At 69.5% G+C, this 25,245-nt stretch carries 17 protein-coding genes and 2 tRNA genes; 3 read left to right on the top strand and 16 right to left on the bottom strand.

Annotation, left to right across the window (positions count from 1 at the left end):
• The first annotated feature begins 25 nt into the window (after positions 1 to 25).
• Entirely contained in the window at positions 26 to 1,456 is a 1,431-nt protein-coding gene (locus WME96_RS02725; RefSeq protein WP_437288619.1) for a choice-of-anchor D domain-containing protein, read from the top strand.
• Positions 1,457 to 1,459: 3 nt separating this feature from the next.
• Here the strand turns inward: WME96_RS02725 and ftsH are convergent, their stop codons facing one another.
• Positions 1,460 to 3,298: an ATP-dependent zinc metalloprotease FtsH gene (gene ftsH / locus WME96_RS02720; protein ID WP_437288618.1), complete on the bottom strand. Its 1,839-nt coding sequence runs from the start codon at positions 3,296 to 3,298 to the stop codon at positions 1,460 to 1,462.
• Between the two features lie 197 nt (positions 3,299 to 3,495).
• Between ftsH and WME96_RS02715 the strand changes: the two genes are divergently transcribed.
• Entirely contained in the window at positions 3,496 to 4,440 is a 945-nt protein-coding gene (locus tag WME96_RS02715; protein ID WP_437288617.1) for a DUF58 domain-containing protein, read from the top strand.
• A complete protein-coding gene (locus WME96_RS02710) occupies positions 4,437 to 6,551 on the top strand; it encodes a VWA domain-containing protein (RefSeq protein WP_437288616.1) in 2,115 nt (704 codons plus the stop codon). The genes WME96_RS02715 and WME96_RS02710 overlap by 4 nt, the downstream gene beginning before the upstream one ends.
• 15 nt (positions 6,552 to 6,566) lie before the next feature.
• On the opposite strand, the gene panB is transcribed toward WME96_RS02710, so the two are convergent.
• From panB to WME96_RS02635, 15 genes are all read right to left on the bottom strand, one after another.
• Positions 6,567 to 7,514 (bottom strand): 3-methyl-2-oxobutanoate hydroxymethyltransferase, encoded by a 948-nt coding sequence (gene panB, locus WME96_RS02705; RefSeq protein ID WP_437288615.1) that lies wholly within the window; start codon positions 7,512 to 7,514, stop codon positions 6,567 to 6,569.
• Between the two features lie 181 nt (positions 7,515 to 7,695).
• On the bottom strand, positions 7,696 to 8,325 hold the full coding sequence (locus WME96_RS02700) for a GNAT family N-acetyltransferase (protein WP_437288614.1): 630 nt from the start codon (positions 8,323 to 8,325) through the stop codon (positions 7,696 to 7,698).
• A 23-nt stretch (positions 8,326 to 8,348) separates the two neighbouring features.
• A complete protein-coding gene (locus WME96_RS02695; RefSeq protein ID WP_437288613.1) occupies positions 8,349 to 10,604 on the bottom strand; it encodes an HD domain-containing phosphohydrolase in 2,256 nt (751 codons plus the stop codon).
• 396 nt (positions 10,605 to 11,000) lie between these two features.
• Positions 11,001 to 15,284, bottom strand: a complete 4,284-nt coding sequence (gene rpoC / locus WME96_RS02690) for a DNA-directed RNA polymerase subunit beta' (protein WP_437288612.1) — start codon at positions 15,282 to 15,284, stop codon at positions 11,001 to 11,003.
• Between the two features lie 141 nt (positions 15,285 to 15,425).
• The gene (rpoB, locus tag WME96_RS02685; protein ID WP_437288611.1) at positions 15,426 to 19,562 is read right to left on the bottom strand and encodes a DNA-directed RNA polymerase subunit beta; all 4,137 of its coding nucleotides are present in this window, start codon (positions 19,560 to 19,562) and stop codon (positions 15,426 to 15,428) included.
• Positions 19,563 to 19,958: 396 nt separating this feature from the next.
• Entirely contained in the window at positions 19,959 to 20,348 is a 390-nt protein-coding gene (gene rplL, locus WME96_RS02680; protein ID WP_437288610.1) for a 50S ribosomal protein L7/L12, read from the bottom strand.
• 98 nt (positions 20,349 to 20,446) lie between these two features.
• Entirely contained in the window at positions 20,447 to 20,974 is a 528-nt protein-coding gene (rplJ, locus tag WME96_RS02675; protein ID WP_061618348.1) for a 50S ribosomal protein L10, read from the bottom strand.
• A 3-nt stretch (positions 20,975 to 20,977) separates the two neighbouring features.
• Positions 20,978 to 21,688, bottom strand: a complete 711-nt coding sequence (gene rplA, locus WME96_RS02670; protein WP_061618349.1) for a 50S ribosomal protein L1 — start codon at positions 21,686 to 21,688, stop codon at positions 20,978 to 20,980.
• A 144-nt stretch (positions 21,689 to 21,832) separates the two neighbouring features.
• Positions 21,833 to 22,276, bottom strand: coding sequence for a 50S ribosomal protein L11 (rplK, locus tag WME96_RS02665; protein WP_020732610.1), 444 nt, complete (start codon positions 22,274 to 22,276; stop codon positions 21,833 to 21,835).
• Between the two features lie 117 nt (positions 22,277 to 22,393).
• Positions 22,394 to 22,924, bottom strand: coding sequence for a transcription termination/antitermination protein NusG (gene nusG, locus WME96_RS02660; RefSeq protein ID WP_061618351.1), 531 nt, complete (start codon positions 22,922 to 22,924; stop codon positions 22,394 to 22,396).
• A 30-nt stretch (positions 22,925 to 22,954) separates the two neighbouring features.
• Positions 22,955 to 23,557, bottom strand: coding sequence for a preprotein translocase subunit SecE (gene secE / locus WME96_RS02655; RefSeq protein ID WP_437288609.1), 603 nt, complete (start codon positions 23,555 to 23,557; stop codon positions 22,955 to 22,957).
• Between the two features lie 87 nt (positions 23,558 to 23,644).
• Positions 23,645 to 23,717 (bottom strand) — tRNA-Trp (locus tag WME96_RS02650).
• A gap of 29 nt (positions 23,718 to 23,746) precedes the next feature.
• On the bottom strand, positions 23,747 to 23,917 hold the full coding sequence (gene rpmG / locus WME96_RS02645) for a 50S ribosomal protein L33 (RefSeq protein ID WP_436613121.1): 171 nt from the start codon (positions 23,915 to 23,917) through the stop codon (positions 23,747 to 23,749).
• A 9-nt stretch (positions 23,918 to 23,926) separates the two neighbouring features.
• The gene (gene tuf / locus WME96_RS02640; RefSeq protein ID WP_437288608.1) at positions 23,927 to 25,117 is read right to left on the bottom strand and encodes an elongation factor Tu; all 1,191 of its coding nucleotides are present in this window, start codon (positions 25,115 to 25,117) and stop codon (positions 23,927 to 23,929) included.
• 52 nt (positions 25,118 to 25,169) lie between these two features.
• Positions 25,170 to 25,245: transfer RNA gene (locus tag WME96_RS02635), tRNA-Thr, on the bottom strand.

Below are 25,245 nucleotides of genomic sequence, written 5' to 3'. Positions count from 1 at the left end.
CGCGCGGATCGCGATAATCGCGATCATGCGCTCCCTGCTGTTCGGCGACGCTGTCCTCGCGGCCTTCTCCTCGGCTCGGCGCCGTCGAGCGCGCGCTCTCCGCGGCACCGCCGCGGCGCTCACCCTCCTCGCCCCCGCCGCGGCCTCGGCCTACGACTCGCTCGCCGCGCCGTGCCCCGACGACCCGCTGTTCTGCAAGCGGGGACCGGTCACCTTCCAGCGCAGAGACGCCATCCCGCTCGAGCTCGACTTCGAGACGGGCTGGATTCCGCCGAGCTCACCGGTGCAAGTGAGCTTACGGGCCGCTGTCTACGCGAATACCGAGGTATCCCTGAGCGGCGCGCTCGAGGCGTCGTGGCCAGAGGCGCTCTCGCTCACCGCCCCCGGCGACCCGGGCGGAGGCGTGTTTGCCTGCGATTACGGGCTCGACGTCAGCGCCGAGGGACGCATCAGCATCTCCGTCCTGGGCCAGGACTTCGACTGGACAGGCGATATCCCCTACGTCCCGCAGATCGACTTCCAGGTGCACACCCGCGACAAGTTCGACGCCTGGGGCTGGGATCCGGGCGTCACGCTGGCGAGCTCGACGGACGTGCAGCGGCTCGCGTCCGTCTCCCTCGCCGACATCATCGGATCGATCCCCGGCATCGACGGCAGGTTCGAGCTCGACGTCGCCATGGATGTCACCGCGCGTTACGCGACACACCGCGTGGCCGTCGAGACGCTCGACCAGGCGACGGTGAGCGGGGGCGACATCACCCCGGAGCAGAGCGCGTCCTCGACGGAGTACCTGGGCGGCCCGTCGGTCGAGCTCAACGTGCGCCCCGAGGGCTCGGTGCGCTACGAGGGTACGCTCCACCTCATCCCCGCGTTCGGCGTCAGCCTGCTGGGCCGCGAGTGGTCGATCCCGATCGCCGACATCCCGCTCGCCTTCCCGCTCACCGAGCAGGCCTGGCGCTTCGAGAGCGAGCGCGTCCACGTGCCGCTCCCTGACCTCGCGCTGGACAAGCAGGAGATCGATTTCGGCGCGGTGGAGGTGGGGCAGGCCAACGCGGAGTTCGTCACGCTGTCCAACGTGGGGGAGGCGCTGCTCGACGTCGCCGTGACGGCGGGCGACGCGGAGAGCTTCGAGCTCGCGGACGCCGCGCTCGAGGTCGACGCCGAGACGGCGGTCGACTTCGCGATCCGCTTCGCGCCGAAGGCCGCCGGCGAGTTCACCGCGACGGTCCTCTTCGCGTCGAACGATCCGGACGCCCCGGAGCAGGCGATCTTCGTGAGGGGCGTCGGCGTCGACAGGCCGGAAGAGCCGCCGCACAGCGGTGAGCCCGCGGCGCAGGACGGCGGCTGCGCTTGCCGCGCGGCCGCCGGCGCGCAGGGCGGCGGCGCCTGGGCCGCCGCCGGGCTGTCGCTCGCCGCGCTCGCGGGCGGCCTCCGGCGCCGGCGCCGCGTGGCCTGAGCCTCAGGCGGCGCTCGGCGACCCCACGGAGATCTTGCGTCGCGTCGACACCGCCGCGATCTGCTCCAGCTCCTCGCCGCGCAGGGTCTCCTTGAGCACGAGCGCCTCCGCGGCCGCCTCGAGGCCCTCGCGGCGGTCGACGAGGAGCTGCTTGGCCTTCAGGTACATCTCGCCGAGCCGCTCCCTCACCTCCTCGTCCACCTCGCGCGCGGTCTCCTCGCTGCAGGTGCGCTCTTCCTGGATCACGCCGAGCATCGGCGCGCCGACGTTGCGCGACAGCGCGGGCAGCCCGAGGCGCCGGCTCATCCCGAGGCGGGTCACCATCTCGCGGACGAGCGCCGTGGCGCGCCCGAGGTCGTCGTGCGCGCCGCTCGACACCTGGCCCAGCGCGATCTCCTCCGCCGCCCTGCCGCCGAGCATCACCGTGACGCGCGACTCGATCTCCTGCTCCGTGGCGAGCTGGCGCTCGTCGCGGGGCACCTGGATCGTGACGCCGAGCGCGCCGATCGTCCGCGCCACGATCGACACCCGCTCCACCGGATCGGCGGCCGGCAGCGCGAGCGCGACGAGCGCGTGCCCGGCCTCGTGGTAGGCCACCCGCCGCCGCTCCTCCGCGGTCATGATCTGCCCGCGGCGCCGGAGCCCGAGCTGCGAGCGATCGAGCGCCTCGTCGAAGTCGGCCTGCTCGATCTCCTTGGCGCCGCGCCGCGCCCCGGCGAGCGCCGCCTCGTTGACGATCTTGGCCAGGTCGGCCCCCACCATGCCCGGCGTGCGCCGCGCCACGAGCCCGAGGTCGACGTCGCTCGCGAGCGGCACCCGGCGCGCGTGCACGGCGAGGATCGCCTCGCGGCCCCGCAGGTCGGGCCGGTCCACGATGACCTGTCGGTCGAAGCGCCCGGGCCGCAGCAGCGCAGGATCGAGCACCTCGGGCCGGTTGGTGGCGGCCATCAGGATCACGGTGGTGCGCGCGTCGAAGCCATCGAGCTCGGCGAGGAGCTGGTGGAGCGTCTGCTCCCGCTCGTCGTGGGTCGAGATCGCGCTGAGGCCGCCGCGCGTCCTGCCCACGGCGTCGATCTCGTCGATGAACACGATGCTGGGCGCGCTCTTGCGCGCCTCCTCGAAGAGCTCGCGCACCCGCGCGGCCCCGAGCCCCACGAACATCTCGACGAACTCGCTCGCGTTGAGCGAGAAGAACGGCACGTTCGCCTCGCCCGCCACCGCGCGCGCGAGCAGCGTCTTGCCCGTGCCGGGCGGCCCGATGAGCAGGAGGCCGCGCGGGATCCGCCCGCCGAGCGACCTGTACCGCGACGGCTCCCGGAGGAAGTCGACGACCTCGACGAGCTCGTCCTTGGCCTCGTCGACCCCCGCCACGTCCGAGAAGCGCACCGGCTCCTGCTTCGACCGGTCGTAGACCTTCGCCTTGCTGCGCAGGAACCCGAGCGGCCCGCCGGCCCCCTGCCCCGCCCGGCGCAGCATCATGAAGAACGCCGCGTTGATGAGGACGAGCGGCACGAGCCAGATCGCCACCTGCATCCACGCCGAGGACGAGGCGCTCTTCGCCTCGATGCGGACGCCCTGGTCGAGCAGCGCCCTCACGAGCGGCTCGTCCTCGACGCCGGGCAGCCGCGTCACGCGGACGCGCTCCCCGGGTTGCTGCGCCTCCCCCCGGCGGATCAGCTCGACCTCGTCGGGCTTCACCACCGCCGCGGCGACCTCTCCGCGCCGCACCTCGGCCACCGCCTCGTCGTAGGGCACGAGCGGCCGCCCCAGCGGCCCGAGGATCCCGGAAAAGACCAGGATCGCGGCGGCGATCAGCAGGTACCCGAGCCACGCGCGCGACACCGGTCTCCTCTCGTCAGCCATTCCATGGAGCTGATGTGTGGTGGGCGTCGCCACGGCAAGCCCTCGGCCCCGGAGGAACGGGAAAGCCGGCGGTAAAGCCGCGCGGGCGAGGGAGCCCAGCGCCGGCCGCGCGCGGCCCGGCCGCGCCCGCACGGCGAGGTGATCGCCCCGGGGATCCACGCTAAAGAAGCGCCCCTGTGCCGCCCTCTCCCGACCGCGCCTCGCTCGCCGCATTTCCCATCGACTGGGGCGGGCTCGCCCCGCTCCGCCTCAAGTCGCGGGCCGTCGCCGAGGGCGTCTACGCCGGGATGCACCGGAGCATCCGCAAGGGCGCCGGCGTCGAGTTCGGCGGGCAGCGGCCCTACGTGCCCGGCGACGATCTCCGCTTCTTCGATCGCCGCGCGCTGCTCCGCCACGACCGCCTCATGGTGCGCGAGTTCGAGACCGAGACCGATCGCGCCCTCTGGCTGTGCGTCGACGCGACCGCCTCGATGTCGTACCGCGGCCGGCGCGCGCCCGGCGCCAAGCTCGCCTACGCGGCGCTCATCGCCGCGGCCATGGCCCGCGTCGCGCTCGCCACCGGCGATCCGGTGGGGCTCGCCTGGCTGGGCGGGGCCGGCACCCACGGCCTGCCCGCGATGGCGGGGCGCGAGGCGTTCGAGCGGATCGTCGGCGCCCTGGAGGCCACGTCCGCCGCCCAGGACTGGAGCGGCGACGCGAGCGCCATCGAGCGCGCGCTCGCGCCCGTCGCGAAGAAGGCGCGCCGCGGCGCCGTGGTGCTGCTCATCTCGGATCTCCTCGATCTTGCTGATGAATCCGGCGCGGAGGGCGCGCTCTCCGCGTTCACGCCGCTCAGCACGGGCGGCCGCACGCTGATCGCCCTCCAGGTCCTCGATCCCAGCGAGGCGGAGCTCGACTTCGAGGGCAACGTGCGCCTCCGCGCCCTGGAGGGCGGCGCCGTGGTCGAGGCCGACGCGGGCGCGGTCCGCGCGCAGTACCAGGCGCGCCTCGCCGAGCTCACCGACGCCTGGTCGCGCGCGCTCGCCTCGCGCGGCGGCCGCGTGCTCCGCGCGACGACCGCCGAGCCCCCGACCGACGTCGTCCGCGCGCTCGTGCAGGCGATCGCCGAGGTGCGCCGATGAGCTTCATCACGCTCGGCGCGCTGCTGGTCGCGCTGCTCGTCGGCGCGCCGATCGCCGCGCACCTCCTGCGCCGCCGCCGCGCCGAGGAGCGGCCGTTCCCGCCGGCGCGCCTGGTCCCGGCCACGCCGCCGACCGCGCGGCGCCGGAGCCTCCTCGAGGACCGCGCCCTCTTCGCCACCCGGGCCCTCTCGGTGCTCGCGCTCGCGGTGCTCGGCGCGACGCCGCTCCTGCGCTGCTCGCACCTGTCGCTCAGCCGCAGGGCCGGCGCGTCCGTCGCCCTCGCGATCGTCGTCGACGACTCGCTGAGCATGCGGGCGCGGTCCCGCGGCGGCGATGCCGCGGGCGACGCGCGGCCGAGCGACGCGCCCTCGCGGTTCGAGCGCGCGCTGACGGCCGCGCGCGAGCTCGCCGGCGGGCTCGCGCCGGGCGACGCCGCGGCGATCGTCCTCGCGGGCGCGCCGGCCCGCGTCGGCCTCGCGTCGACGACCAACCTGGCCGCCGTCACCGAGGCGCTCGCCACGGTGACGCCGTCGGACCGCGCCACCGACCTCGACGGCGCCCTGGATCTCGCCCGCGATCTGCTCCGGGGGCTACCCCAGAGCGACAAGCGGATCGTGCTCCTCAGCGATCTCGCGGACGGCGCGCCCGGCGCCCCGCCCATCTCGGGCACGCCCGACATCGCCACGTGGGTGCCGCTCGCGGAGCTCGAGGCGGGCGGAGAGGACTGCGGGATCGTGCGCGCCGACCGATCCGGCCAGAAGGCGCGCGTCCGCGTCGTCTGCACCGCCGCGTCGGCCGCCGCGCCCGGGCCCGACCTCGCTGCAGCGGAGCGCGACGGCGGCGCGGCGGCGCCGCCCGCCGCGGGCGCCTCCGCAGGCGCGGGCGCCTCCGCGGGGCGCTCGCTCGAGGTGCGCGCCGGCGACGCCGTGCTCGGCAAGGTCGCGCTCCCTCCGGCGCTGCGCGCCGAGGAGATCTCGATCGACCTGCCCTCCGGGACGCCCGAGATCCTGATCGCCGCGCTCACCGGCGGCGACGCGATCGCCGAGGACGATCGCGCGCCGATCATCCCTGCCGGCGGCCCGCTCTCGATCGCGGTCGTCGTCGATCCTGCCACCACGCACGTCGAGACGGGCGGCCCTCCGCCGCTCGAGCAGGCGCTCTCTGCGCTCGACCTCGACGCGCAGATCAGGCCCCTGCCCTCCGTCCCGGAGCACGCGGACGAGCTGGCCGCGCACGCGGGGCTCATCGTCGACGACGCGCCCGGGTTCACGCCGGAGGTGCGCCGGTCGCTCGCCGCGTGGGTCGAGCGCGGCGGCGTCGCGCTCCTGACGCTCGGCCAGCGGGCGGCCGCGGCGCCGCTCGGGGCCGGGTTCGAGCCGCTGGTGCCCGGGGTCGTCCGCTGGTCGTCGTCCCCGGTGCCCGGCGTGGATCCCGCCACGGCGGGCTGGCTCGGCCCGTCCGCGGCCGGCCTCGCCGACATCGCCCCGCGCGGCCGGGCCACGCTCGGCCCGGAGGCCTCCGAGGGCGCCGAGGTGCTCGCCCGGTGGAAGGACGGCGCCCCGTTCCTGGTGCGCCGCCCGCTCGGGCGCGGCGTCGTGCTGTTCATGACGCTGCCGCTCAGCACGGAGGAGAGCGACGTCTCCCTGCGGCCGGCGTTCCTGTCGCTGCTCGACGGGTTCGTGGGCGCCGCGCGCGCGCGGGGCGGAGCGCGCCGCCTCGCGGCGGGCGAGATGTGGACGTTCGACGGCTACCGCGACGTGAAGGTCGAGCGCGTGCGGGTCGACAGCAGCGAGGGCGCCGCGGGGCGCGAGCCGCTCCCCGTCGCGGAGGTCGAGCGGCGGCTGCGCGTGTCGCCCCCGCTCGCCGGGCTCTACGAGCTCACCCTCGACGGCGAGCGCTCGACGCGCGTCGTCTCGGTCCCGGAGCGCGAGATCGACCTGCGCCCGCGCCGCGTCGCGGAGGGCGCCCGCGCCGCGGAGCTGGGCGGCATGTCCGCGTCGATCGACGCGTCGCCCTACGTGGCGCTGCTGCTGCTGGTGCTGCTCGCTGCCGAGCTCCTGCTGCGCGCCCTCGGCGCGCGGCGGCAGCCCTCGGAGGCCCGGGCCGGCTGAAGCCGGCCGAGGCTTTCAGTGCGTCTGCCAGTGCGCGGGGATCTCGTCCGCCGGCGGGAACTCCGGCTTGGCGGGCGCCGCGGCGACAGCGGGGGCCCGGCGCGGCCCGTTCGGCTTGAAGCTGTGCTCCGCGGCCGGGAACGTGCGCGACTGCACCTCATCCACGTAGGCGCGCGTCGCCTCCACGATCTGATCGCCGACCTCGGCGAAGCGCTTCGCGAACTTCGGGGTCAGCTCGCGGAACATCCCGAGCAGGTCGTAACAGACGAGGACCTGCCCGTCGCACCCGGCCCCGGCGCCGATGCCGATCGTCGGGACGGAGACCGCCGCCGTCACCTCCTGCGCGAGGTCCGGCGGGATGGCCTCGAGGACGATCGCGTAGACGCCCGCCTCGTCGAGGATGCGCGCGTCGGCGATGAGGCGCTCGGCCGCCTCGTCGCCCTTGCCCTGCACCTTGAAGCCGCCCATCGCGTGCACGGACTGCGGCGTGAGCCCGAGGTGGCCCATCACCGGGATGCCCGCGGCGACGATCCGGCGCACGTGCTCGGCGACCTCGGCGCCCCCCTCGAGCTTGATGCTCTCGAAGCTGCCCTCCTTCATCATCCGCCCGGCGTTCTCGAGCGCGTGCACAGGGGAGAGCTGGAAGCTCATGAACGGCATGTCGCCCACGACGTGAGCGCGCCGCGCGCCGCGCGTCACCGCGCGCCCGTGATAGCAGATCTCCTCGACCGTCACGGGGAGCGTGGTCGTGTGCCCTTGCACGACCATCCCGAGCGAGTCGCCGACGAGCAGCAGATCGGCGCCCCCCTCGTCGAGCAGCCGCGCCATCGTGAAGTCGTAGGCCGTCACCATCGCGATCGGCGAGACCCCTTTGCGGGAGCGGATCTCGGGGACAGTGACCTTCGTCGAGCGCTGCGCCGGTCTGCGCGCGCCGCCGCCACCATTGCCTTGCGGACCGTACATTGTGCCTCCGGGTCGCGGCCGCACCTGCGGTCCACGCCTCCGGAGAGGCTAGAGCGGCGCCCGCTCACCGGCAAGACGCGGCGCGCGGGCCGCCGCGACGACCGCGGTCAACCGGCCGTAATCTCCAGCGATCTCCTGTGCTTGCGAGCCTCGGCGGGCGTCGCGCCGCCGCGCAGCCAGGTCATCCGTGGCGCTGGCCGGCGCTCCCCGACGTGAGACCCGCCGCCGGCGCGCGCGAGGCGCCTGGGGGCGCGGCGCGGGGGTTCGTCAGCGCGGTCAGGACGTGGTCGCGCCAGGCGCCGTCGATGTAGAGGTAGTCGCGGGCGTACCCCTCGACGACGAAGCCGAGGCGCCGGAGCAGCCGGCCGCTGCGCTCGTTGTGCGGCAGGTAATTCGCCATCACCCGGTGGAAGCCGAGCGTGTCGAACATGTACGCGAGCGCCGCCTGGATCGCCTCCGACATGACCCCCGAGCCCACGGCGCGCTGGTCGAGCGAGTAGCCGAGGGTCGCGGCCTGGAAGGCGCCGCGGACGAACTGGTTGAAGTTGCAGACCCCGATCACCTCGCCCTCGGGGGCGCCGCGCCACTGGAGCGCGAGCCGGAGCGCCCGGTCCGCGGCGAGGTCGTCGCGATCGCGGCGGAGACGCTCGCGCCAGAACGCCTCGGTGTAGAAGCCCTCGGGGCGCGGCGGATCCCACCGGGCCAGGTGGTCGCGGTTGCGCTCGAAGTAGGCGAGGTAGCGGCCGGCGAGCTCGGGGGGCGGGATCGAGAGGCGCAGCCGCGGGGTCTCGATGCAGACGGCGCTCTTCAACCCGGCCTCCACGCGCGATGCGTCTACGACAGGGTCCCTTCGTCGAGGCGGCGCATCCCTTCGAGGAGCAGCGCCTCGGGCGAGGCGGTGATGCTGCGGGTGCTGGGCGAGAAGCTCGGGTCGAGGCGGAAGTCCCCCTCGCGGAGCGTGAGCATCCGGTAGAACGCGTCCTCGCCCTGCGCGCCCGCCCAGAGCGCGTGGACGACCTGCCCGTCGGCGAAGTGGATCTCGCCGGCCATCGAGTTCGCCTGGATCTTGAGCGCGCACGTCTTCCGGCCATGCCAGAGGATCTGGATCATGTCCGGCAGGCCCATCTCGGCGAGCGAGCCGGACACGCCGCGGGGGACGGCGGTCGAGGAGCGCCGCTCGATGAGCTGGCGGAGCTTGGCGGCCATGACGTCGGTCGACGCGGGCTTCGAGACGAAGTCGTCGACGCCGAGATCGAAGGCGCGCTGGGCGGTCTGCCGGTCCGTCTTCGCGGTGAGGATGACCCACGTCTTGTCGCGGCCGAAGCCGAGCTTCAGCGCGTCGGCCCGGAGCGCGAGGCCGGCGTCGGGCTCCTCGAGATCGATCTCGCTGACGACCACCTCGATGTCCTTCGTCTCGAGCTCGCGCCGCGCCTGCGCCACGTTGCGCGCGATCGAGACCTCGAACCCCTGCTCGAGGAGCCGCAGCTCGAGCACCGTCGTCTCCTCGGGATCCGGGTCGACGATGAGCGCCTGATGCCGGTCGGACAGGAGCTTCGCGCGCATGTCGTCGCCGGTCATGACCTGGCGGAAGAGGTCGACGATGTTCGGATCGAAGATGGTGCCGCGGTACTGGGCGAGCACGTCGCAGGCCTCGGGCGGGCGGAGCGCCTTGCGGTAGGGGTTGCGCGGGTTCTGCGTCAGGTCCGCGTAGGTGTCCGCGACCGCGAGGATGCGCGCCCCGAGCGGGATCTCCTTGCCGGACAGGCCGTCGGGGAAGCCGCTGCCGTCGTAGCGCTCGTACATCAGGTTGATCGCCGAGACGACGTCCTGCGGCAGGCCCACCGACTCCATGAGGTGCGCCGGGAGATCGACGCTCTTCGTCGCGGCGAGCCGGTGCCCCTCGTACTCGGCGACGTTGAGCGCGGTGAGGTGGTATGGGCCGTTCTTGCCGAGGTCGTGCAGGTAAGCCGATGCCACGTAGCTCGCGACCGTGGTCGGCGGCAGGCCGATGCGCTCGCAAAGCTTGCGGACGATGCGCGCGACCGTGGAGGAGTGGCCCCGCAGGTCCTGCCGGTTGTTCTCGAGCAGGCTGACGAGGACGTTGAGCGTCTCGACGTACGCGTGGCTCGTGGTCGGGTGCGGCGGCGGCGGGACCGGCGCGGACACCGGAGCGACTTGCTGCGGCTGGGCGGGAGGCGACGGCGGCACCGGCGTCGGCGGAGGGCCAGCCGTGGTCCCCCGGGGCGGCGCCGAGGGCGCCCGCATGACGGCCGGGGCCAGCGGCGTCGTGACGAGCGGCACGGGCACGGGCGCGAGCGCCGGCGTCGCGTGCGCCGGCTGTCCGTGCATCGTCTGCGTGTGCATCGGCTGGGCATGCGGAGGCGTCACGTGCGCGGGCAGCCCGTGCATCGTCTGCCCGTGCATCGTCTGCCCGTGCATCGTCTGCGGATGCGCCGCGGGCACGTGGGTCATCGAGGCCCGATCGTGCATCATCGGCGCGCGCTCATGCGTCATGGACGCGCGCTCGTGGGCCGTCGACGTGCGCTCGAAGGGGTTGTTGTTGGCGTTGTTGTAGAGGACCTCGTCGAACGAGTTCACCGGCCGGAGCAGCGAGTTGAACGCGGTCGTGTCGCCCCGGTAGTGATACGCGATGGCCGCGCGCACGGCCGCCGGCCGGGCGACGATGGCGCGTACGTCCCGCACGCCTGCAGCCAGACGGATCTCGTGCAGCGCGACGTCGTTGTCCGGGTCCGCGGTCGCGACCGAGAGCGTCGTGTTCCGTTCGTCGAGCAGGACCGGGAAGACGCCGTGCAGCGTCGCGGTGATCGCCGAGACCTTGGCGAGCACGCGCGGCTCGATGATCGCCTTCGAGAGCTTCTCGGTCGAGACGAAGCGGGTGTTGTGGACGGTCGCGATGAACTTCAGGAGCTCGGCCTCGTTGACGATATCGAGCTCGATGATGGCGTCCTCGATGCGGCCGCGCGTACGCATCGCGTACTCCACGGCGCGACGATGATCGTCCGGGGTGATGCGCCCCTCGAGGACGAGGCGATCGGCAATCCGCTGGTTCAATCCGTGAACGGAAGCCATCGAAACCCTGATTCTACTCAAAAATTGGGGGTGGGCGCGCGCCGGAGAACCCTCGCGGACGGGAGCACGCGGGGAGAGCTGGCCTGCCGCTCGCGGCGTATGCAGCCATGGGGTGCGTTCTATGAATGAGAGCAGAGCTGGGGGCTCCGCGCGAGCCCCGTGTACATCCGGGCGAACGCCGGTTGAATCCCGTGACCCCGCTCGACCGATGCGCTGCTACGTGAGGTGAAGACTGACCCCGGGTGGGCGCGCGCGCCACGTCCGGCGCTGTTCGCCAGACCGGGAAGCCCGAGGCTGCGAGGGGAAAGCGGTCTCCTGACCGGCGCGAGAGCGCCTCGCAGGAGGCGGGCGCGCTCAGGGGCGAAGGCGACCCGCCCCTGGCGCGCCGCGTGGCCGCTACTCCTCGTTCACGGCGGTGAGCGTCTCCTCGGGACGCGGCCGCGGGGCGACGTACGGGGCCTGAACCACCGGCTCGCCCTCGACCACGACCTGGAGGCGCTTGTAGGCGGGCAGCCCCGTCCCGGCCGGGATCAGGCGGCCCATGATGACGTTCTCCTTGAGACCGCGGAGATCGTCCGTCTTGCCGTTGATCGCGGCCTCGGTGAGCACCTTGGTCGTCTCCTGGAACGACGAGGCGCTGATGAACGACTCGGTCGACAGGCTGGCCTTGGTGATGCCGAGGAGGAGCGCCTCGGCGATGGCGGGCTTGCCGCCGCGCTCGAGGACGGTCTCGTTCTCCTTCTCGAAGATGTGCTTCTCCACCTGCTCGTCGACCAGGAAGTTGGTGTCGCCGACCTCGCGCACGCGGACCCGCCGGAGCATCTGCCGGACGATGACCTCGATGTGCTTGTCGTTGATACCGACGCCCTGGAGCCGGTAGACCTGCTGGATCTCGTTCACGAGCCAGGCCGACAGCTCCTTCTCGCCCTTCACCCGGAGGATGTCGTGCGGGTTCGGCGGGCCGTCCTGGAGGGGGTCACCCGCGCGCACCCGGTCACCCGGCTGCACCTGGATGTGCTTGCCCTTCGGGATCAGGTACTCGCGCGCCTGATCGCCGAGCGCGTGCCCGTCCGGCGAGTACGGCGTGATGATGACCTTCCGCTTGCCCTTCGTGTCCTTGCCGAACGTGACCTCGCCGTCGATCTCGCTGATGATCGCGTGATCCTTCGGCTTTCGGGCCTCGAACAGCTCGGCGACGCGGGGCAGACCGCCGGTGATGTCCTGCACCTTCGTCGTGTCGCGCGGGATCTTCGCGATGACCTCGCCGGCCTCGATGAGATCCCCCTCCTGGGCGACGATGTGCGCGCCGACAGGCAGCAGGTAGCGCGCCTCGAGCTCGCTGTTCGGGAGCTTCAGCGTCCTGCCGGACTCGGGGTCCTTCAGCGAGATGCGCGGGCGGACGTCGGCCGCCTTCGACTCGATGACGACCTTCCGGGAGAGGCCCGTCACCTCGTCGAGGCGATCCTGCACGCTGACGCCCTCGATGAGGTCGCCGAACTTCACCACGCCGGAGACCTCGGTGAGGATCGGCGTCGCGAACTGGTCCCACTCGGCGAGCAGCTCGCCGGGCTTGGTGCGCTCGCCGTCGGCCTTCTTGAGGATGGCGCCGTAGACGAGGCGGTTGTGCTCGCGCTCGCGGCCCGTCTCGTCGACGACCACGATCTCGCCGTGGCGGTTCATGACCACCATGGTGCCGTCCTTCTTCTTCTGGACGACCGCGCGACGCAGGCGGACGGTGCCCTCGGTGCGGGCCTCCAGGTAGCTCGCCTCGATCTTGCCGCGCGCCGCGGTGCCGCCGATGTGGAAGGTGCGCATCGTGAGCTGCGTGCCGGGCTCGCCGATCGACTGGGCGGCGATGATGCCGACCGCCTCGCCGATGTTGACCCGGTAGCCGCGCGCGAGGTCGCGCCCGTAGCACAGCGCGCAGACCCCGCGGCGGAGCTGGCACGTGAGCACCGAGCGGATGACGACCTCCTCGATGCCGGCGTCCTCGATGGACCGCACCGCCTGCTCGTCGAGCTCGGTGTTCGCCGTGATGAGCACCTCGCCGGTGAGCGGGTCGACGACGTCCTCCAGCGCGACGCGGCCGAGGATGCGATCGCCGAGCGGCTGGATGACCTCGCCGGCCTCCTCGAGCTTCGCCACGCGGATGCCGTCGAGCGTGCCGCAGTCGAACTCGGAGATGACCGCGTCCTGCGCCACGTCGACGAGCCGCCGGGTGAGGTAACCCGAGTTCGCCGTCTTGAGCGCGGTGTCCGCGAGGCCCTTCCGCGCGCCGTGCGTCGAGATGAAGTACTGGAGCACGCTGAGACCCTCGCGGAAGTTCGCGGTGATCGGCGTCTCGATGATCTCGCCGGACGGCTTGGCCATCAGGCCGCGCATCGCGGCCAGCTGCCGGATCTGCTGCGTGGAGCCGCGCGCGCCGGAGTCGGCCATGATGTAGATGGGGTTGAAGCTCGGCTCGACCGAGGACTTGCCCGTCTCGTGGTCGACGATCGTCTCCTTGCCGATCCCGCCCATCATCTCGGTCGTCACCTGGTCGGCGATGCTCGCCCAGATGTCGACGATCTTGTTGTACCGCTCGCCGTCGGTGATGAGCCCCTCCTGGTACTGCTCGACGACGCGCTCGACCTCCTTCTGCGCCTCGCCAAGGAGGACCTTCTTGGCCGGGGGGATCACCATGTGATCCATGCAGATGGAGATGCCCGCTCGCATCGCGTGGTCGAAGCCGAGCGTGCGGAGCCGGTCCGCGAGGAGGACCGTCTCCTTGTTGCGGTGGATGCGATAGCAGACGTCGATGAGGGCCGAGAGCGCCTTCTTGTCGAGGGTCTTGTTCGCGTACTCGAACGCGACCCCCTTCGGGAGGACCTCGGAGATGATGACGCGGCCGACCGTGGTCTCGACGATCCGGCGCTTCACGTGGCCGAACTCGTCGAGCTGCGGGTTGCCGTCGTCGTCGATGACCGGCACGCGGACGCGGACGCCTGCGTGCAGCGCGACCTCGCCGTTGTCGTAGGCCATCCGCACCTCCTCGGGGGAGGCGTAGATGCCCCGCAGGTAGCCCTGCGCCACGCCGTCCTCGCCGAAGGAGAGGGTGTCGGCGCGGTAGGACCCCTTCTCGAACTTCCGCTCGCGGGTCGCGTAGTAGAGCCCGAGCACGATGTCCTGCGTCGGGTTGATGATCGGCTTGCCGCTCGCGGGCGAGAGGATGTTGTTCGTGCTCATCATGAGCACGCGCGCCTCCATCTGCGCCTCGACCGACAGCGGCACGTGGACCGCCATCTGGTCGCCGTCGAAGTCGGCGTTGAACGCCGCGCAGACCAGCGGGTGGAGCTGGATCGCCTTGCCCTCGATGAGGACCGGCTCGAACGCCTGGATGCCGAGGCGGTGCAGCGTCGGGGCGCGGTTCAGGAGCACCGGGTGCTCGCTGATGACCTCCTCGAGGATGTCCCAGACCTCCGGGCGCTCCTTCTCCACCATCTTCTTCGCGCTCTTGATGGTGTTGACGTAGCCGCGCTCTTCCAGCTTGTTGTAGATGAACGGCTTGAAGAGCTCGAGCGCCATCTTCTTGGGCAGACCGCACTGGTGCAGGCGCAGCGTGGGGCCCACGACGATGACGGAGCGACCCGAGTAGTCGACGCGCTTGCCGAGCAGGTTCTGGCGGAACCGGCCCTGCTTGCCCTTCAGCATGTCGGAGAGCGACTTGAGCGGGCGCTTGTTCGGGCCGGTGATCGTCTTGCCGCGGCGGCCGTTGTCGAACAGCGCGTCGACCGCCTCCTGCAGCATCCGCCGCTCGTTCCGGATGATGATCTCCGGCGCGTTCAGCTCGAGCAGCCGCTTCAGGCGGTTGTTGCGGTTGATGACGCGCCGGTAGAGGTCGTTCAGATCGCTGGTCGCGAAGCGGCCGCCGTCCAGGGGGACGAGCGGGCGCAGATCCGGCGGCAGCACCGGGATCACGGTCAGCATCATCCACTCCGGCCGGTTGCCGCTCTCGCGGAAGGCCTCGACGACCTTCAGCCGCTTGGCGAGCTTCTTCCGCTTCGCCTCGCTGGTCGCGGCGCGCATCTCGGTCCTGAGCAGCTCGGCGAGGCCGTGCACGTCGACCTGCTTGAGCATCTCGAGGATCGCCTCGCCGCCCATCCCGGCGCTGAACTTGTCGTCACCGTACTCGTCGAGGAGCTGCAGATAGCGCTCCTCGCTCAGGAGATCGCCCCGCATGAGGCCGGTCTCCTTCGGATCGATGACGATGTAGGCCTCGCAATAGAGCACCTTCTCCAGGTCCTTGAGCGTGATGTCGAGCATGTTGCCGATGCGCGACGGGAGGCTCTTCAGGAACCAGATGTGGGCCACCGGCGTGGCCAGCGAGATGTGCCCGAGCCGCTCGCGGCGGACCTTGGACTGGATGACCTCGACGCCGCACTTCTCGCACACGATCCCACGGTGCTTCATGCGCTTGTACTTGCCGCAATTGCACTCGTAGTCCTTCACCGGCCCGAAGATCTTGGCGCAGAACAGACCATCCCGCTCCGGCTTGAACGTCCGGTAGTTGATGGTCTCCGGCTTCTTGACCTCGCCGTGCGACCACTCGCGGATCTTCTCCGGGCTCGCGAGCGAGATGCGGATGGCGCTGAACGACAGCGGGTCTTTGGGCTTCTCGAAGAAGCTGAAGATGTCACGCATGGAGACCTCCGGAGACGGAAACGAAACCGATGAACCTGTCCGCGCCCACTGTGTCAGCGCTCGGGGGCGCGCCGCCCTCGCCGCGCGCCTCCCCTGTCACCACCGACCAGGCGCGCGGCGCTCGTGACGTGACGAACTGCATCACTCCTCTTCCTCCGCGGCCGAGGCCTCCACGCCTCCGCTCGTCTCGACCAGCTCGACGTTCAGGCAGAGCGACTGGAGCTCCTTGATGAGCACGTTGAAGCTCTCCGGCAGCCCCGCCTCCAGGGTGTAATCCCCCTTCACGATGGCCTCGTACATCCGGGTGCGGCCCATCACGTCGTCGCTCTTCACGGTGAGGAACTCCTGCAGCGCATACGCGGCGCCGTAGGCTTCCATCGCCCAGACCTCCATCTCGCCGAGCCGCTGCCCGCCGAACTGCGCCTTGCCGCCGAGCGGCTGCTGCGTGACCAGCGAGTACGGCCCGATCGAGCGAGCGTGGATCTTGTCGTCGACCAGGTGGTGGAGCTTCAGCATGTACATGATGCCCACCGTGACGTTCTGGTCGAACGCGTCGCCCGTCCGGCCGTCGAAGAGGATCGCCTGACCCGAGGTCGGGAGTCCGGCGAGCTCGAGGGCGCCCTTGATGTCGGACTCGTGCGCGCCGTCGAACACCGGCGATCCCATGAAGACGCCTTCATCGACCGTCTTGACGAAGCGCTTGACGTCGGCGTCGTCGAGGTTGTCGAAGAAGCCATCCATCGACTCGTCGCCCGCGTAGATGGCCTTCAGGTGCTCCTTGATCTCGGCCGTCGCCCGCTGCTGCTCCAGCATGGTCTGGAGCTGATTGCCGAGCTCGAAGGCGCCCCACCCGAGGTGGATCTCGAGGATCTGCCCGACGTTCATGCGGCTCGGCACGCCAAGCGGATTGAGCACGAGGTCGACCGGCCTGCCGTCCTGGAGATACGGCATGTCCTCCTCGGGGAGGATCCGGCTGATGACACCCTTGTTGCCGTGGCGGCCCGCCATCTTGTCGCCGACCTGGAGCTTGCGCTTGATGGCGATATAGACCTTCACCATCTTGATGACGCCAGGCGGCAGCTCATCGCCCTTGGAGAGGCGATCGATCTTGTCGCGGAAGTGCTCCTCGCGCGTGCGGACGAGCTCCTCGAGGTCGCGCAGGATCTGCTGGACGCGCTCGGCGTCGTCGACGGGGATCTCGCCCCAGTACTTGCGCGGGATGTCGACGAGCGACGCCTCATCGATGATGGCGCCCTTCTGGAAGAGCACCTTGCCCTTGTCGTCGACGAGCTTGCCCGTCGTCTCCTTGCCGAGGAGGATCTCGCGGATGCGGCGGAAGAACGAGTCGCGGAGGATCTTGATCTCCTCGTCGCGCGTCCGCTCGATCCGGGCCCGCTCCTGATCCTCGATGTCCCGCGCGCGGTCGTCCTTCTCGGTCCCCTTGCGCGAGAACACCCGGGCGTTGATGACGATCCCGCCGACGCCGGGCGGCACCTTCAGCGAGCTGTCGCGGACGTCGCCGGCCTTCTCGCCGAAGATCGCCCTGAGCAGCTTCTCCTCGGGCGAGAGCTGGGTCTCACCCTTCGGGGTGATCTTGCCGACCAGGATGTCGCCCGGACGCACCTCGGCCCCGATGCGCACGATGCCGGAGTCGTCGAGGTCCTTGAGCGCCTCCTCGCCGACGTTCGGGATGTCACGGGTGATCTCTTCCTTGCCGAGCTTCGTGTCGCGGGCGACGCACTCGAACTCCTCGATGTGGATCGAGGTGAACACGTCGTCCTTGGCGATGCGCTCCGAGACCAGGATCGAGTCCTCGAAGTTGTAGCCCTGCCACGGCATGAACGCGACGAGCACGTTCTGGCCGAGCGCGAGCTCGCCCATGTCCGTCGACGGTCCGTCGGCGAGCACGTCGCCCTTCTTCACCACCTCGCCCGTCCTGACGACCGGCTTCTGCGTGTAGCAGGTCGACTGGTTCGAGCGCTGGAACTTCATGAGGTGGTAGATATCGGGCACCTCGGCGCCCTCGCCCTCGGCCCGGACGACGATGCGCGTCGCGTCCACGCTCTCGACGACGCCCGGGCGCCGCGCGATGACGCAGACGCCGGAGTCGCGGGCGAGCCGCTCCTCCATGCCAGTTCCCACGAGCGGGGCGTGCGACTGGACCAGCGGCACGGCCTGGCGCTGCATGTTGGCGCCCATGAGCGCGCGGTTCGCGTCGTCGTGCTCGAGGAACGGCACGAGCGCGGCGGCGACCGACACCATCTGGTTCGGCGCGACGTCCATCAGCTCGACCATCTCGGGCGTGACGATCTTGAATTCGCCGTTGTAGCGGGCCGAGACGAGGGACTCCTTGAAGCGCCCGCCCTCATCGAGGTTCACGGTCGCCTGCGCGATGTACTTGCCCTCCTCCTCGAGCGCGGAGAGCCAGATCACGTCCTCGGTCACTCGACCGTTCTCGACCTTGCGGTACGGCGTCTCGACGAAGCCGAACTCGTTCACGCGCGCGAACGTCGACAGCGACGCGATGAGGCCGATGTTCGGGCCTTCCGGGGTCTCGATCGGGCAGATGCGGCCGTAGTGCGTCGCATGGACGTCGCGCACCTCGAAGCCGGCGCGCTCGCGGGTGAGGCCGCCCGGCCCGAGCGCCGACAGGCGGCGCTTGTGGGTGACCTCCGAGAGCGGGTTGGTCTGGTCCATGAACTGCGAGAGCTGAGAGCTCCCGAAGTACTCCTTGACCACCGCGCTGACCGGCTTCGCGTTGATCAGGTCGTGCGGCATGAGCGTGTCGATCTCCTGCGACATGCTCATGCGCTCCTTGATCGCGCGCTCCATGCGGACGAGGCCGATGCGGTACTGGTTCTCCATCAGCTCACCGACCGCGCGCACGCGGCGGTTGCCGAGGTGGTCGATGTCGTCGACCGAGCCGCGGCCGTTCTTGAGCTCGATGAGGTGCCGCACCGTCTCGAGGATGTCCTGCGGGGTGAGCACGGTCAGATCGAGCCCCGGCCGCTCCTCCTCGGGGACGTCCCGGTAGAACTTGTAGTTCAGCTTCAGCCGGCCGACCTTCGACAGGTCGTAGCGCTCGGCGTTGAAGAACAGGTTGTGGAACAGGGTCTTGGCGGTCTCGAGCGTGGGCGGATCGCCCGGCCGCAGGCGCCGGTAGATCTCCAGGATCGAGTCCTCCATCGTCTTCACCTTGTCGGTGAGCAGCGTGTCGCGGAGGTACGAGCCAACGTTCAGGCCGTCGATGAAGAGGATGCGGAACTGCTCGATGTTCGCCTCGCGCAGCCGCTCGAGCTTCGCCTCGGTGAGCTCCTCGTTCACCTCGACCACGACCTCGCCCGTCTCCGGGTCGACGATGTCGTGCGCCGCCACCTTCCCGACGAGCTCCTCCGGCTCGAGGCTGAGCCGCTCGAGCTTCGCCTCCTTCATCTTCCGGATGGCAGCGCGCGTGAACTTGGTGTTCTTCTTGACGATGACGTCGTTGCCGATCTTGATGTCGCGCGTCGTCCGCTGGCCGGCCAGGAGGTCGTACTCGATGCTCTTCGCGTACTTGCCGCCCTTCTCGAGGTACACGGTCTCCGTCGAGTAGAAGTAGTTCAGCAGGTCCTGCGTCGAGTAGCCGAGCGCGCGCAGCAGCACGGTCGCGTGCATCTTCCGCCGGCGGTCGATGCGAACGTAGATGATGTCCTTCGGGTCGAACTCGAAGTCGAGCCACGAGCCGCGGTAGGGGATGACGCGCGCGGAATAGAGCAGCTTGCCGCTCGAGTGCGTCTTGCCCTTGTCGTGATCGAAGAAGACGCCGGGGCTGCGGTGGAGCTGGCTGACGACGACGCGCTCGGTGCCGTTGATGATGAACGTGCCCGTCTCGGTCATCAGCGGCAGCTCGCCGAAGTAGACCTCCTGCTCCTTGATGTCGCGCACGATCCGCTCCCCGCCGTCGCGGGTGTCGTAGATCATGAGCTGGTTCGTGACCTTGATCGGCGCCGAGTAGGTCATACCGCGCTGGCGACACTCATCGACGTCGTACTTCGGCGGCTCCAGATTGTACGAGACGAAGACGAGCTCGCTCGTGCCGTTGAAGTCTTTGATCGGGAAGACCGAGCGGAACACCGCCTGCAGCCCGACTTCCTCCCGCTCGTTCGGCGGAACGCTCATCTGGAGGAATTTGTCGTAGCTCGACTTCTGGATGTCGATCAGGTTGGGGACGTCGATGATGCGACGAACGCGACCCAGGTTCTTACGGACGCGGAAGTTGGATTGGACGACCGACGGCATCGATTTCCTCCGGCTCACACGAGCCGTGCGGGGCGGGCGCACGGCTCGAACCGAGCAACGAACACGAAGCTACGCACCAATGGCGAGCGAGCGTCCTCAGGGTGTGAGGACCCAGAACATCTTGGCTGTGGGGGCAGAGCGGACCGCGTGGCGACCCATTGAGCTCCGGCATTGGTCGAGGACCCGCACCCGCGGTCCTCTTCAGAGTTGACCGAGGACCCGTACCTGCGGTCCTCTTCTTCAGCAGCGGTCGAGGACCCGTACCCGTGGTCCTCATCAGAGGGCCCGCACGCGCGGCCCCTTTTTTCAGACAAAAGCGGGACGTGCGGCAGGGACGACCGCCCCTGCCGCCGTCCTCCGGCGGATCCCGATTTCCCTAGCAGGGAGCGGTGATCGTTACTTGAGCTCGACGGTAGCACCTGCCTCGACGAGCTTCTTCTTCATCTCCTCCGCGTCCGCCTTGGAAACCTGCTCCTTGACGGTCTTCGGCGCGGCCTCGACCAGGTCCTTCGCCTCCTTCAGGCCCAGACCGGTGATCTCGCGGATCGCCTTGATGACGCCGATCTTGTTGCTGCCCGAGTTCGCGAGGATGACGTCGAACTCGGTCTGCTCCGGGGCCTTCTCGGCCGGAGCGGCGCCGGCAGCGGGGCCAGCGGCGACGGCGACGGCCGCGGGGGCAGCCTTGACGCCCCACTTGTTCTCGAGGTCTTTGATGAGCTCGGCGATCTGGATGACAGGGAGGTTGGAGAGGTAATCGACGACCTGCTCGCGCGTGATCTCAGCCATTGCAAGACTCCTTCAAACTCTTCTGCGCGCCCCGGGGAGGGGGCCATGTAAACCAAAACCAGACGGGCGCAAGGCCCAATTGATACGAAAGCGCCCGCTCAACCCGACGAGCCCGCGTCTTCCTTCGCCTTCAAGAGATAAGCGAAATTCTGGAGAGGCGCGTTGAGCTGCTGCACGAACTGCTGGAGCGGCGCCTGGAGCGTCGCGAGCAGGGTGGCGCGGAGCTCATCCTTGCCGGGCATCGTCGCGAGCTGCGTCTCGACGGCGTCGCCCGAGAGGATCTGCCCCTCGATGAGCCCGGCCTTGATCTGGAGCTTCTGGTTGTCCTTGCGGAACGCCTTGACGACCTTGGCTGCCGCGCTCGGATCCTCGTAGCTCCAGGCCACACCGGTCATGCCGGCCAGGCTCTTCACGAGGGTGTTCGCCCAGGGATGCTCCTTGATGGCGTGGCGGACGAGCGTGTTCTTCACGACCCGGTACTCCACGCCGGACTTCCGGAACTCATCGCGAAGCTTGGTGACCGCCTCGACGTTCATTCCCTTGAAATCCAGGAAGACCGCGGAAGACATCCGCTCGAACTTCTGCCGGACTGAGCCGACAACCGCTTCCTTCTGGGACCGTTCCATGGGCTACGCCTCCTCTGCCTTGCCGATGAAGTGGACCGGGTCGATGCGAACCCCCGGGCCCATCGTCGAGGACATCGTGATGCTCCGGAGGTAGATGCCCTTCGCCGTCGCCGGCTTGGCCCGGACGAGCGCCTGGATCAGCGCGTCCGCGTTCACGTGGAGCGCGTTCTCCGCGAAGGAGACCTTGCCGATGCGGGCGTGCACGATGCCCGCCTTCTCGACGCGGTACTCGACCTTGCCGGCCTTGGCCTCCGAGATGGCCGTCTTCACGTCGAACGTCACGGTCCCGACCTTCGGGTTCGGCATCAGGCCGCGCGGACCGAGGATACGGCCGAGCTTGCCGACCAGACCCATCATGTCGGGCGTGGCGATCACGCGGTCAAAGTCCATGAAGCCTTCCTGGACCTTGTTCACGAGATCCGCCTCGCCGACAAAATCGGCGCCGGCAGCCTCGGCCTCCCTGGCCTTCTCGCCCTTGGCGAACACCAACACCCGGAGCGACTGCCCCGTGCCATGCGGGAGCACCACGGCGCCGCGGACCATCTGGTCAGCGTGCCGCGGGTTGACCCCCAGCCGGACCGCGAGGTCCACGGTTTCGTCGAACTTGGCGGGTGCGGCTTGCTTCACGAGCGCGCACGCCTCCTGCAATGTGTACTTTCGAGCGCGATCGACGACTGCTCGCGCTGCGACTTTCTTCTTGGCGACTTTCGGCACATGCCCTCCTTCTTAACGGCTCTCGCCTCCCACGGTGCGCCTCAAACTACCGTGGTAAGTCCTTGCTCTGCCCGCCGGGGCCCCTCGTTCGAGGGTCGCCTGGGCGGCGCGCGCCCCGATCGCGGGGCGCGGCTGCGACCAACCTCAATCGACGATGTCGATGCCCATCGAGCGGGCAGTGCCCGCCATGCTGCGCATCGCGGACTCGAGGTTCGTCGTGTTCATGTCCTGCATCTTGAGCTGGGCAAGCTCCTGCAGTTGCTTCTGCGTCACCTTGCCCACCTTGACCTTGTTGGGCTCCTTGGAGCCCGCGCCCGGCTTCTTCTTCGTCTCAAGCCCCGCCGCCTTCTTGAGGAGCACGGAGGCCGGCGGCGTCTTGAGGATGAACGTGAACGAGCGGTCCGAGAAGACCGTGATCACCACCGGGATGATCATGTCTCCCTGCGCCGCCGTCCGCGAGTTGAAGTCCTTGCAGAACGCCATGATGTTGACGCCGTGCTGGCCGAGCGCCGGACCGACGGGGGGCGACGGGTTGGCCTTGCCCGCCGGAAGCTGCAGCTTCACGTACCCAGTGACTTTCTTCGCCATGATGAATCTCGCACCCTATCGAACCGCCGCCCGACGGGCGGTTTACTTTTCAGAGAAACAGTGAAGTACCGCGGAGGCGCGGTCCTCGCCCGCAGGTTTGCAGCCGTTCGTCCCTGGCTAGCGCTTCTCCACGGCAGAGAAGTCGAGCTCGACGCTGGTGGGCCGGCCGAAGATGCTGACCTTCACCTTGAGCTTCTGCTTGTCCATCTTCACGTCGTCGACCGTGCCGGTGAAGTTCGCGAAGGCCCCGTCGAGCACCCGCACCTCCTCACCCACCTCGAACGTGAGCCGCGGCTTCGGCTTGACCGCTCCCTCGACGATCCCCCGCCGGAGATTGTCGATCTGAACGATCGGGACCTCCTGCGGCGTCTGGTTGCCGATGAAGCCGGTCACCTTGGGTGTGTCCTTGACCAGGTGCCAGACCTGCTCGTTCATGTCCATCTCGACGAAGATGTAACCGGGCAGGCTGAGCTTCTGGCGAACGCGAGTCTTGCCACCAGGACGGTTCTCCGTGACCGTCTCGCTCGGGATGAGGATCTCGCCGAACCGATCTTCCAGTCCGTACTGCTTCACGCGCTGCTGGAGCGCGTCGCGCACCTTCGCCTCGTATCCCGAGTAGGTATGGATGACGTACCACTTCTTGGCCATGGCGCTTGATTCCCTCAGGGTCTCCCTGCTTCAGCTTCCATCGCCGTAAACGATGTTGGTCACGAATGCCCAGAAGCGGTCGAGCAGCGCCAGGTAGAGGGTCGCCACGGTGGTCGTCGCGATCACGACGAACGTCGCGTTCGTCACCTCTTTCTTGGTCGGCCACTTCACCTTGGCCAGCTCGGCAGCGACCTCGTCGCTCCAGGTGCGGAGCTCCGGGTTGCGGAACGAGCGCACCACGACCACGAGCGCGACGATGCCGCCGACGACCATCCCGTAGGTCGCCTTGTCGTCGTCGCCCACTGCCGACAACGCCGGGAGCGTCCGGCTGAACCAGTCCTTGTTGGAGAGGGTCGCCCAGACACCGTGGACGATCTTGCCGAGCAGGTAGGCCAGCAGCATCCCGGCCGCGAAGAAGCCGGCAAGCACGTAACGCTCGGTCCCGAGCTGAGCGGCAGCGGCCTCTTCCTCCGCCTCTTCCGGCTCACCGGCGCCCTCTGCGTCAGCCGCCTCCGGCTCCTCGCTCCGCGTCGCGAGGGACGACGTCTCGGCGGGCACGATCGGTCCGGATTCCTCCGGCTCCCCATCCTCCGCGACCTTCGGCGTCTGCTTGTCTTTTTGACCCTTCGCCATAACCACACCAAACGCGCCGACCCGCGGCAGGCGGAAACCTGCTCGATGGGGCTCCGAGGGCCGCCCCTGGGCGCCCGCATTCCCCGGCAGGGGCAGAGAGGCTCGAACTCCCGACCTGCGGATTTGGAATCCGCTGCTCTACCAACTGAGCTATACCCCTAGAACCGCTGCGCCTTCCTGAGCACCCGTTCACTTCGTCTCGTTGTGAACCGTGTGCTTCTTGCACTGCTTGCAGAACTTCTTGAGCGAAACCACCTGGTCGGGCGCCTTCGTCGTCTTGTAGTTCCGCGACTTGCACTCGCTGCAGGCCAGTGAGACGGCGATGCGCGCCGCACGCCACCCACCGGCCTGCTCGCCCACGTCGGCCTCCTACGCGAGGATCTTGGTGACGACGCCGGCGCCCACCGTCTTGCCGCCCTCGCGGATGGCGAAGCGCATCTGCTCCTCCAGCGCGACCGGGGCGATGAGCTCGATCGTCATCGTGATGTTGTCGCCCGGCATCACCATCTTCACCCCCTCGGGGAGGTTCACCGTGCCGGTCACGTCCGTCGTCCGGATGTAGAACTGCGGCCGGTAGTTGGTGAAGAACGGCGTGTGGCGCCCGCCCTCCTCCTTCTTGAGGACGTACACCTCACCAGTGAACTTCGTGTGCGGCGTGATCGACCCGGGCTTCGCGAGCACCTGGCCGCGCTCGATCTCTTCCTTCTCCACGCCCCGGAGGAGGCAGCCGACGTTGTCGCCCGCCTGACCCTGATCGAGCAGCTTCCGGAACATCTCGACGCCGGTCACGACCGACTTCTTCGTGTCCTTGAAGCCGATGATCTGGACCTCGTCGCCGACCTTGATGATGCCGCGCTCGATGCGGCCCGTGGCCACGGTGCCGCGGCCCTTGATCGAGAACACGTCCTCGATCGCCATCAGGAACGGCTTGTCGATGTCGCGCACCGGCTCGGGGATGTAGCTGTCGAGCGCGTTGAGGAGCTGCTGGATCGTCTCCTCCCACTTCGGGTCGCCCTGCAGCGCCGGCAGCGACGCGCCCCGGACCACCGGCGCGTTGTCGCCGTCGAACTTGTACTTCGACAGGAGCTCGCGGACCTCCATCTCGACCAGGTCGAGCATCTCCGGGTCGTCCACGGCGTCGCACTTGTTGAGGAACACGACGATGTGGTTCAGGCCGACCTGGCGGGCGAGCAGCACGTGCTCGCGCGTCTGCGGCATCACGCTGTCGAGCGACGACACGACGAGGATCGCCCCGTCCATCTGCGCCGCGCCGGTGATCATGTTCTTGATGTAGTCGGCGTGCCCGGGACAGTCGACGTGCGCGTAGTGGCGGTTGACCGACTCGTACTCCACGTGCGCCGCCGCGATGGTCACCGTCTTGGTCTCGTCACGGACCGTCCCGCCCTTGGCGATGTCGGCGTACGAGATCGCCTTCGCCAGCTGGCGCTTCGACTGCACCTTGACGAGCGCGGCCGTGAGCGTGGTCTTGCCGTGGTCGATGTGGCCGATGGTGCCCACGTTCACGTGCGGCTTCGTACGAGTGAATTTCTCCTTGGCCATCGAGATGTCTCCTGCCGGAATGAAGTTCGCGGATGCGTTGCGCTGTCCTCGCTGGAGCCCACCATCGGGATTGAACCGACGACCTCGTCCTTACCAAGGACGTGCTCTGCCAACTGAGCTAGGTGGGC

This window comes from Sorangium sp. So ce406 (assembly GCF_051474675.1).
GTDB lineage: Bacteria > Myxococcota_A > Polyangia > Polyangiales > Polyangiaceae > Sorangium > Sorangium cellulosum_G.
The sequence above is the reverse complement of the archived record's forward strand: the minus strand, read 5'-3'. Positions and strand labels throughout refer to the sequence as shown.

Excerpts from the sequence above, each read along its gene's own strand:
- WME96_RS02725 (WP_437288619.1), top strand. The coding sequence starts at position 26 with ATGCGCTCCCTGCTGTTCGGCGACGCTGTCCTCGCGGCCTTCTCCTCG.
- WME96_RS02710 (WP_437288616.1), top strand. The coding sequence starts at position 4,437 with ATGAGCTTCATCACGCTCGGCGCGCTGCTGGTCGCGCTGCTCGTCGGC.
- panB (WP_437288615.1), bottom strand. The coding sequence starts at position 7,514 with ATGTACGGTCCGCAAGGCAATGGTGGCGGCGGCGCGCGCAGACCGGCG.
- WME96_RS02695 (WP_437288613.1), bottom strand. The coding sequence starts at position 10,604 with ATGGCTTCCGTTCACGGATTGAACCAGCGGATTGCCGATCGCCTCGTC.
- rpoC (WP_437288612.1), bottom strand. The coding sequence starts at position 15,284 with ATGCGTGACATCTTCAGCTTCTTCGAGAAGCCCAAAGACCCGCTGTCG.
- rpoB (WP_437288611.1), bottom strand. The coding sequence starts at position 19,562 with ATGCCGTCGGTCGTCCAATCCAACTTCCGCGTCCGTAAGAACCTGGGT.
- rplL (WP_437288610.1), bottom strand. The coding sequence starts at position 20,348 with ATGGCTGAGATCACGCGCGAGCAGGTCGTCGATTACCTCTCCAACCTC.
- rplJ (WP_061618348.1), bottom strand. The coding sequence starts at position 20,974 with ATGGAACGGTCCCAGAAGGAAGCGGTTGTCGGCTCAGTCCGGCAGAAG.
- rplK (WP_020732610.1), bottom strand. The coding sequence starts at position 22,276 with ATGGCGAAGAAAGTCACTGGGTACGTGAAGCTGCAGCTTCCGGCGGGC.
- nusG (WP_061618351.1), bottom strand. The coding sequence starts at position 22,924 with ATGGCCAAGAAGTGGTACGTCATCCATACCTACTCGGGATACGAGGCG.
- secE (WP_437288609.1), bottom strand. The coding sequence starts at position 23,557 with ATGGCGAAGGGTCAAAAAGACAAGCAGACGCCGAAGGTCGCGGAGGAT.
- tuf (WP_437288608.1), bottom strand. The coding sequence starts at position 25,117 with ATGGCCAAGGAGAAATTCACTCGTACGAAGCCGCACGTGAACGTGGGC.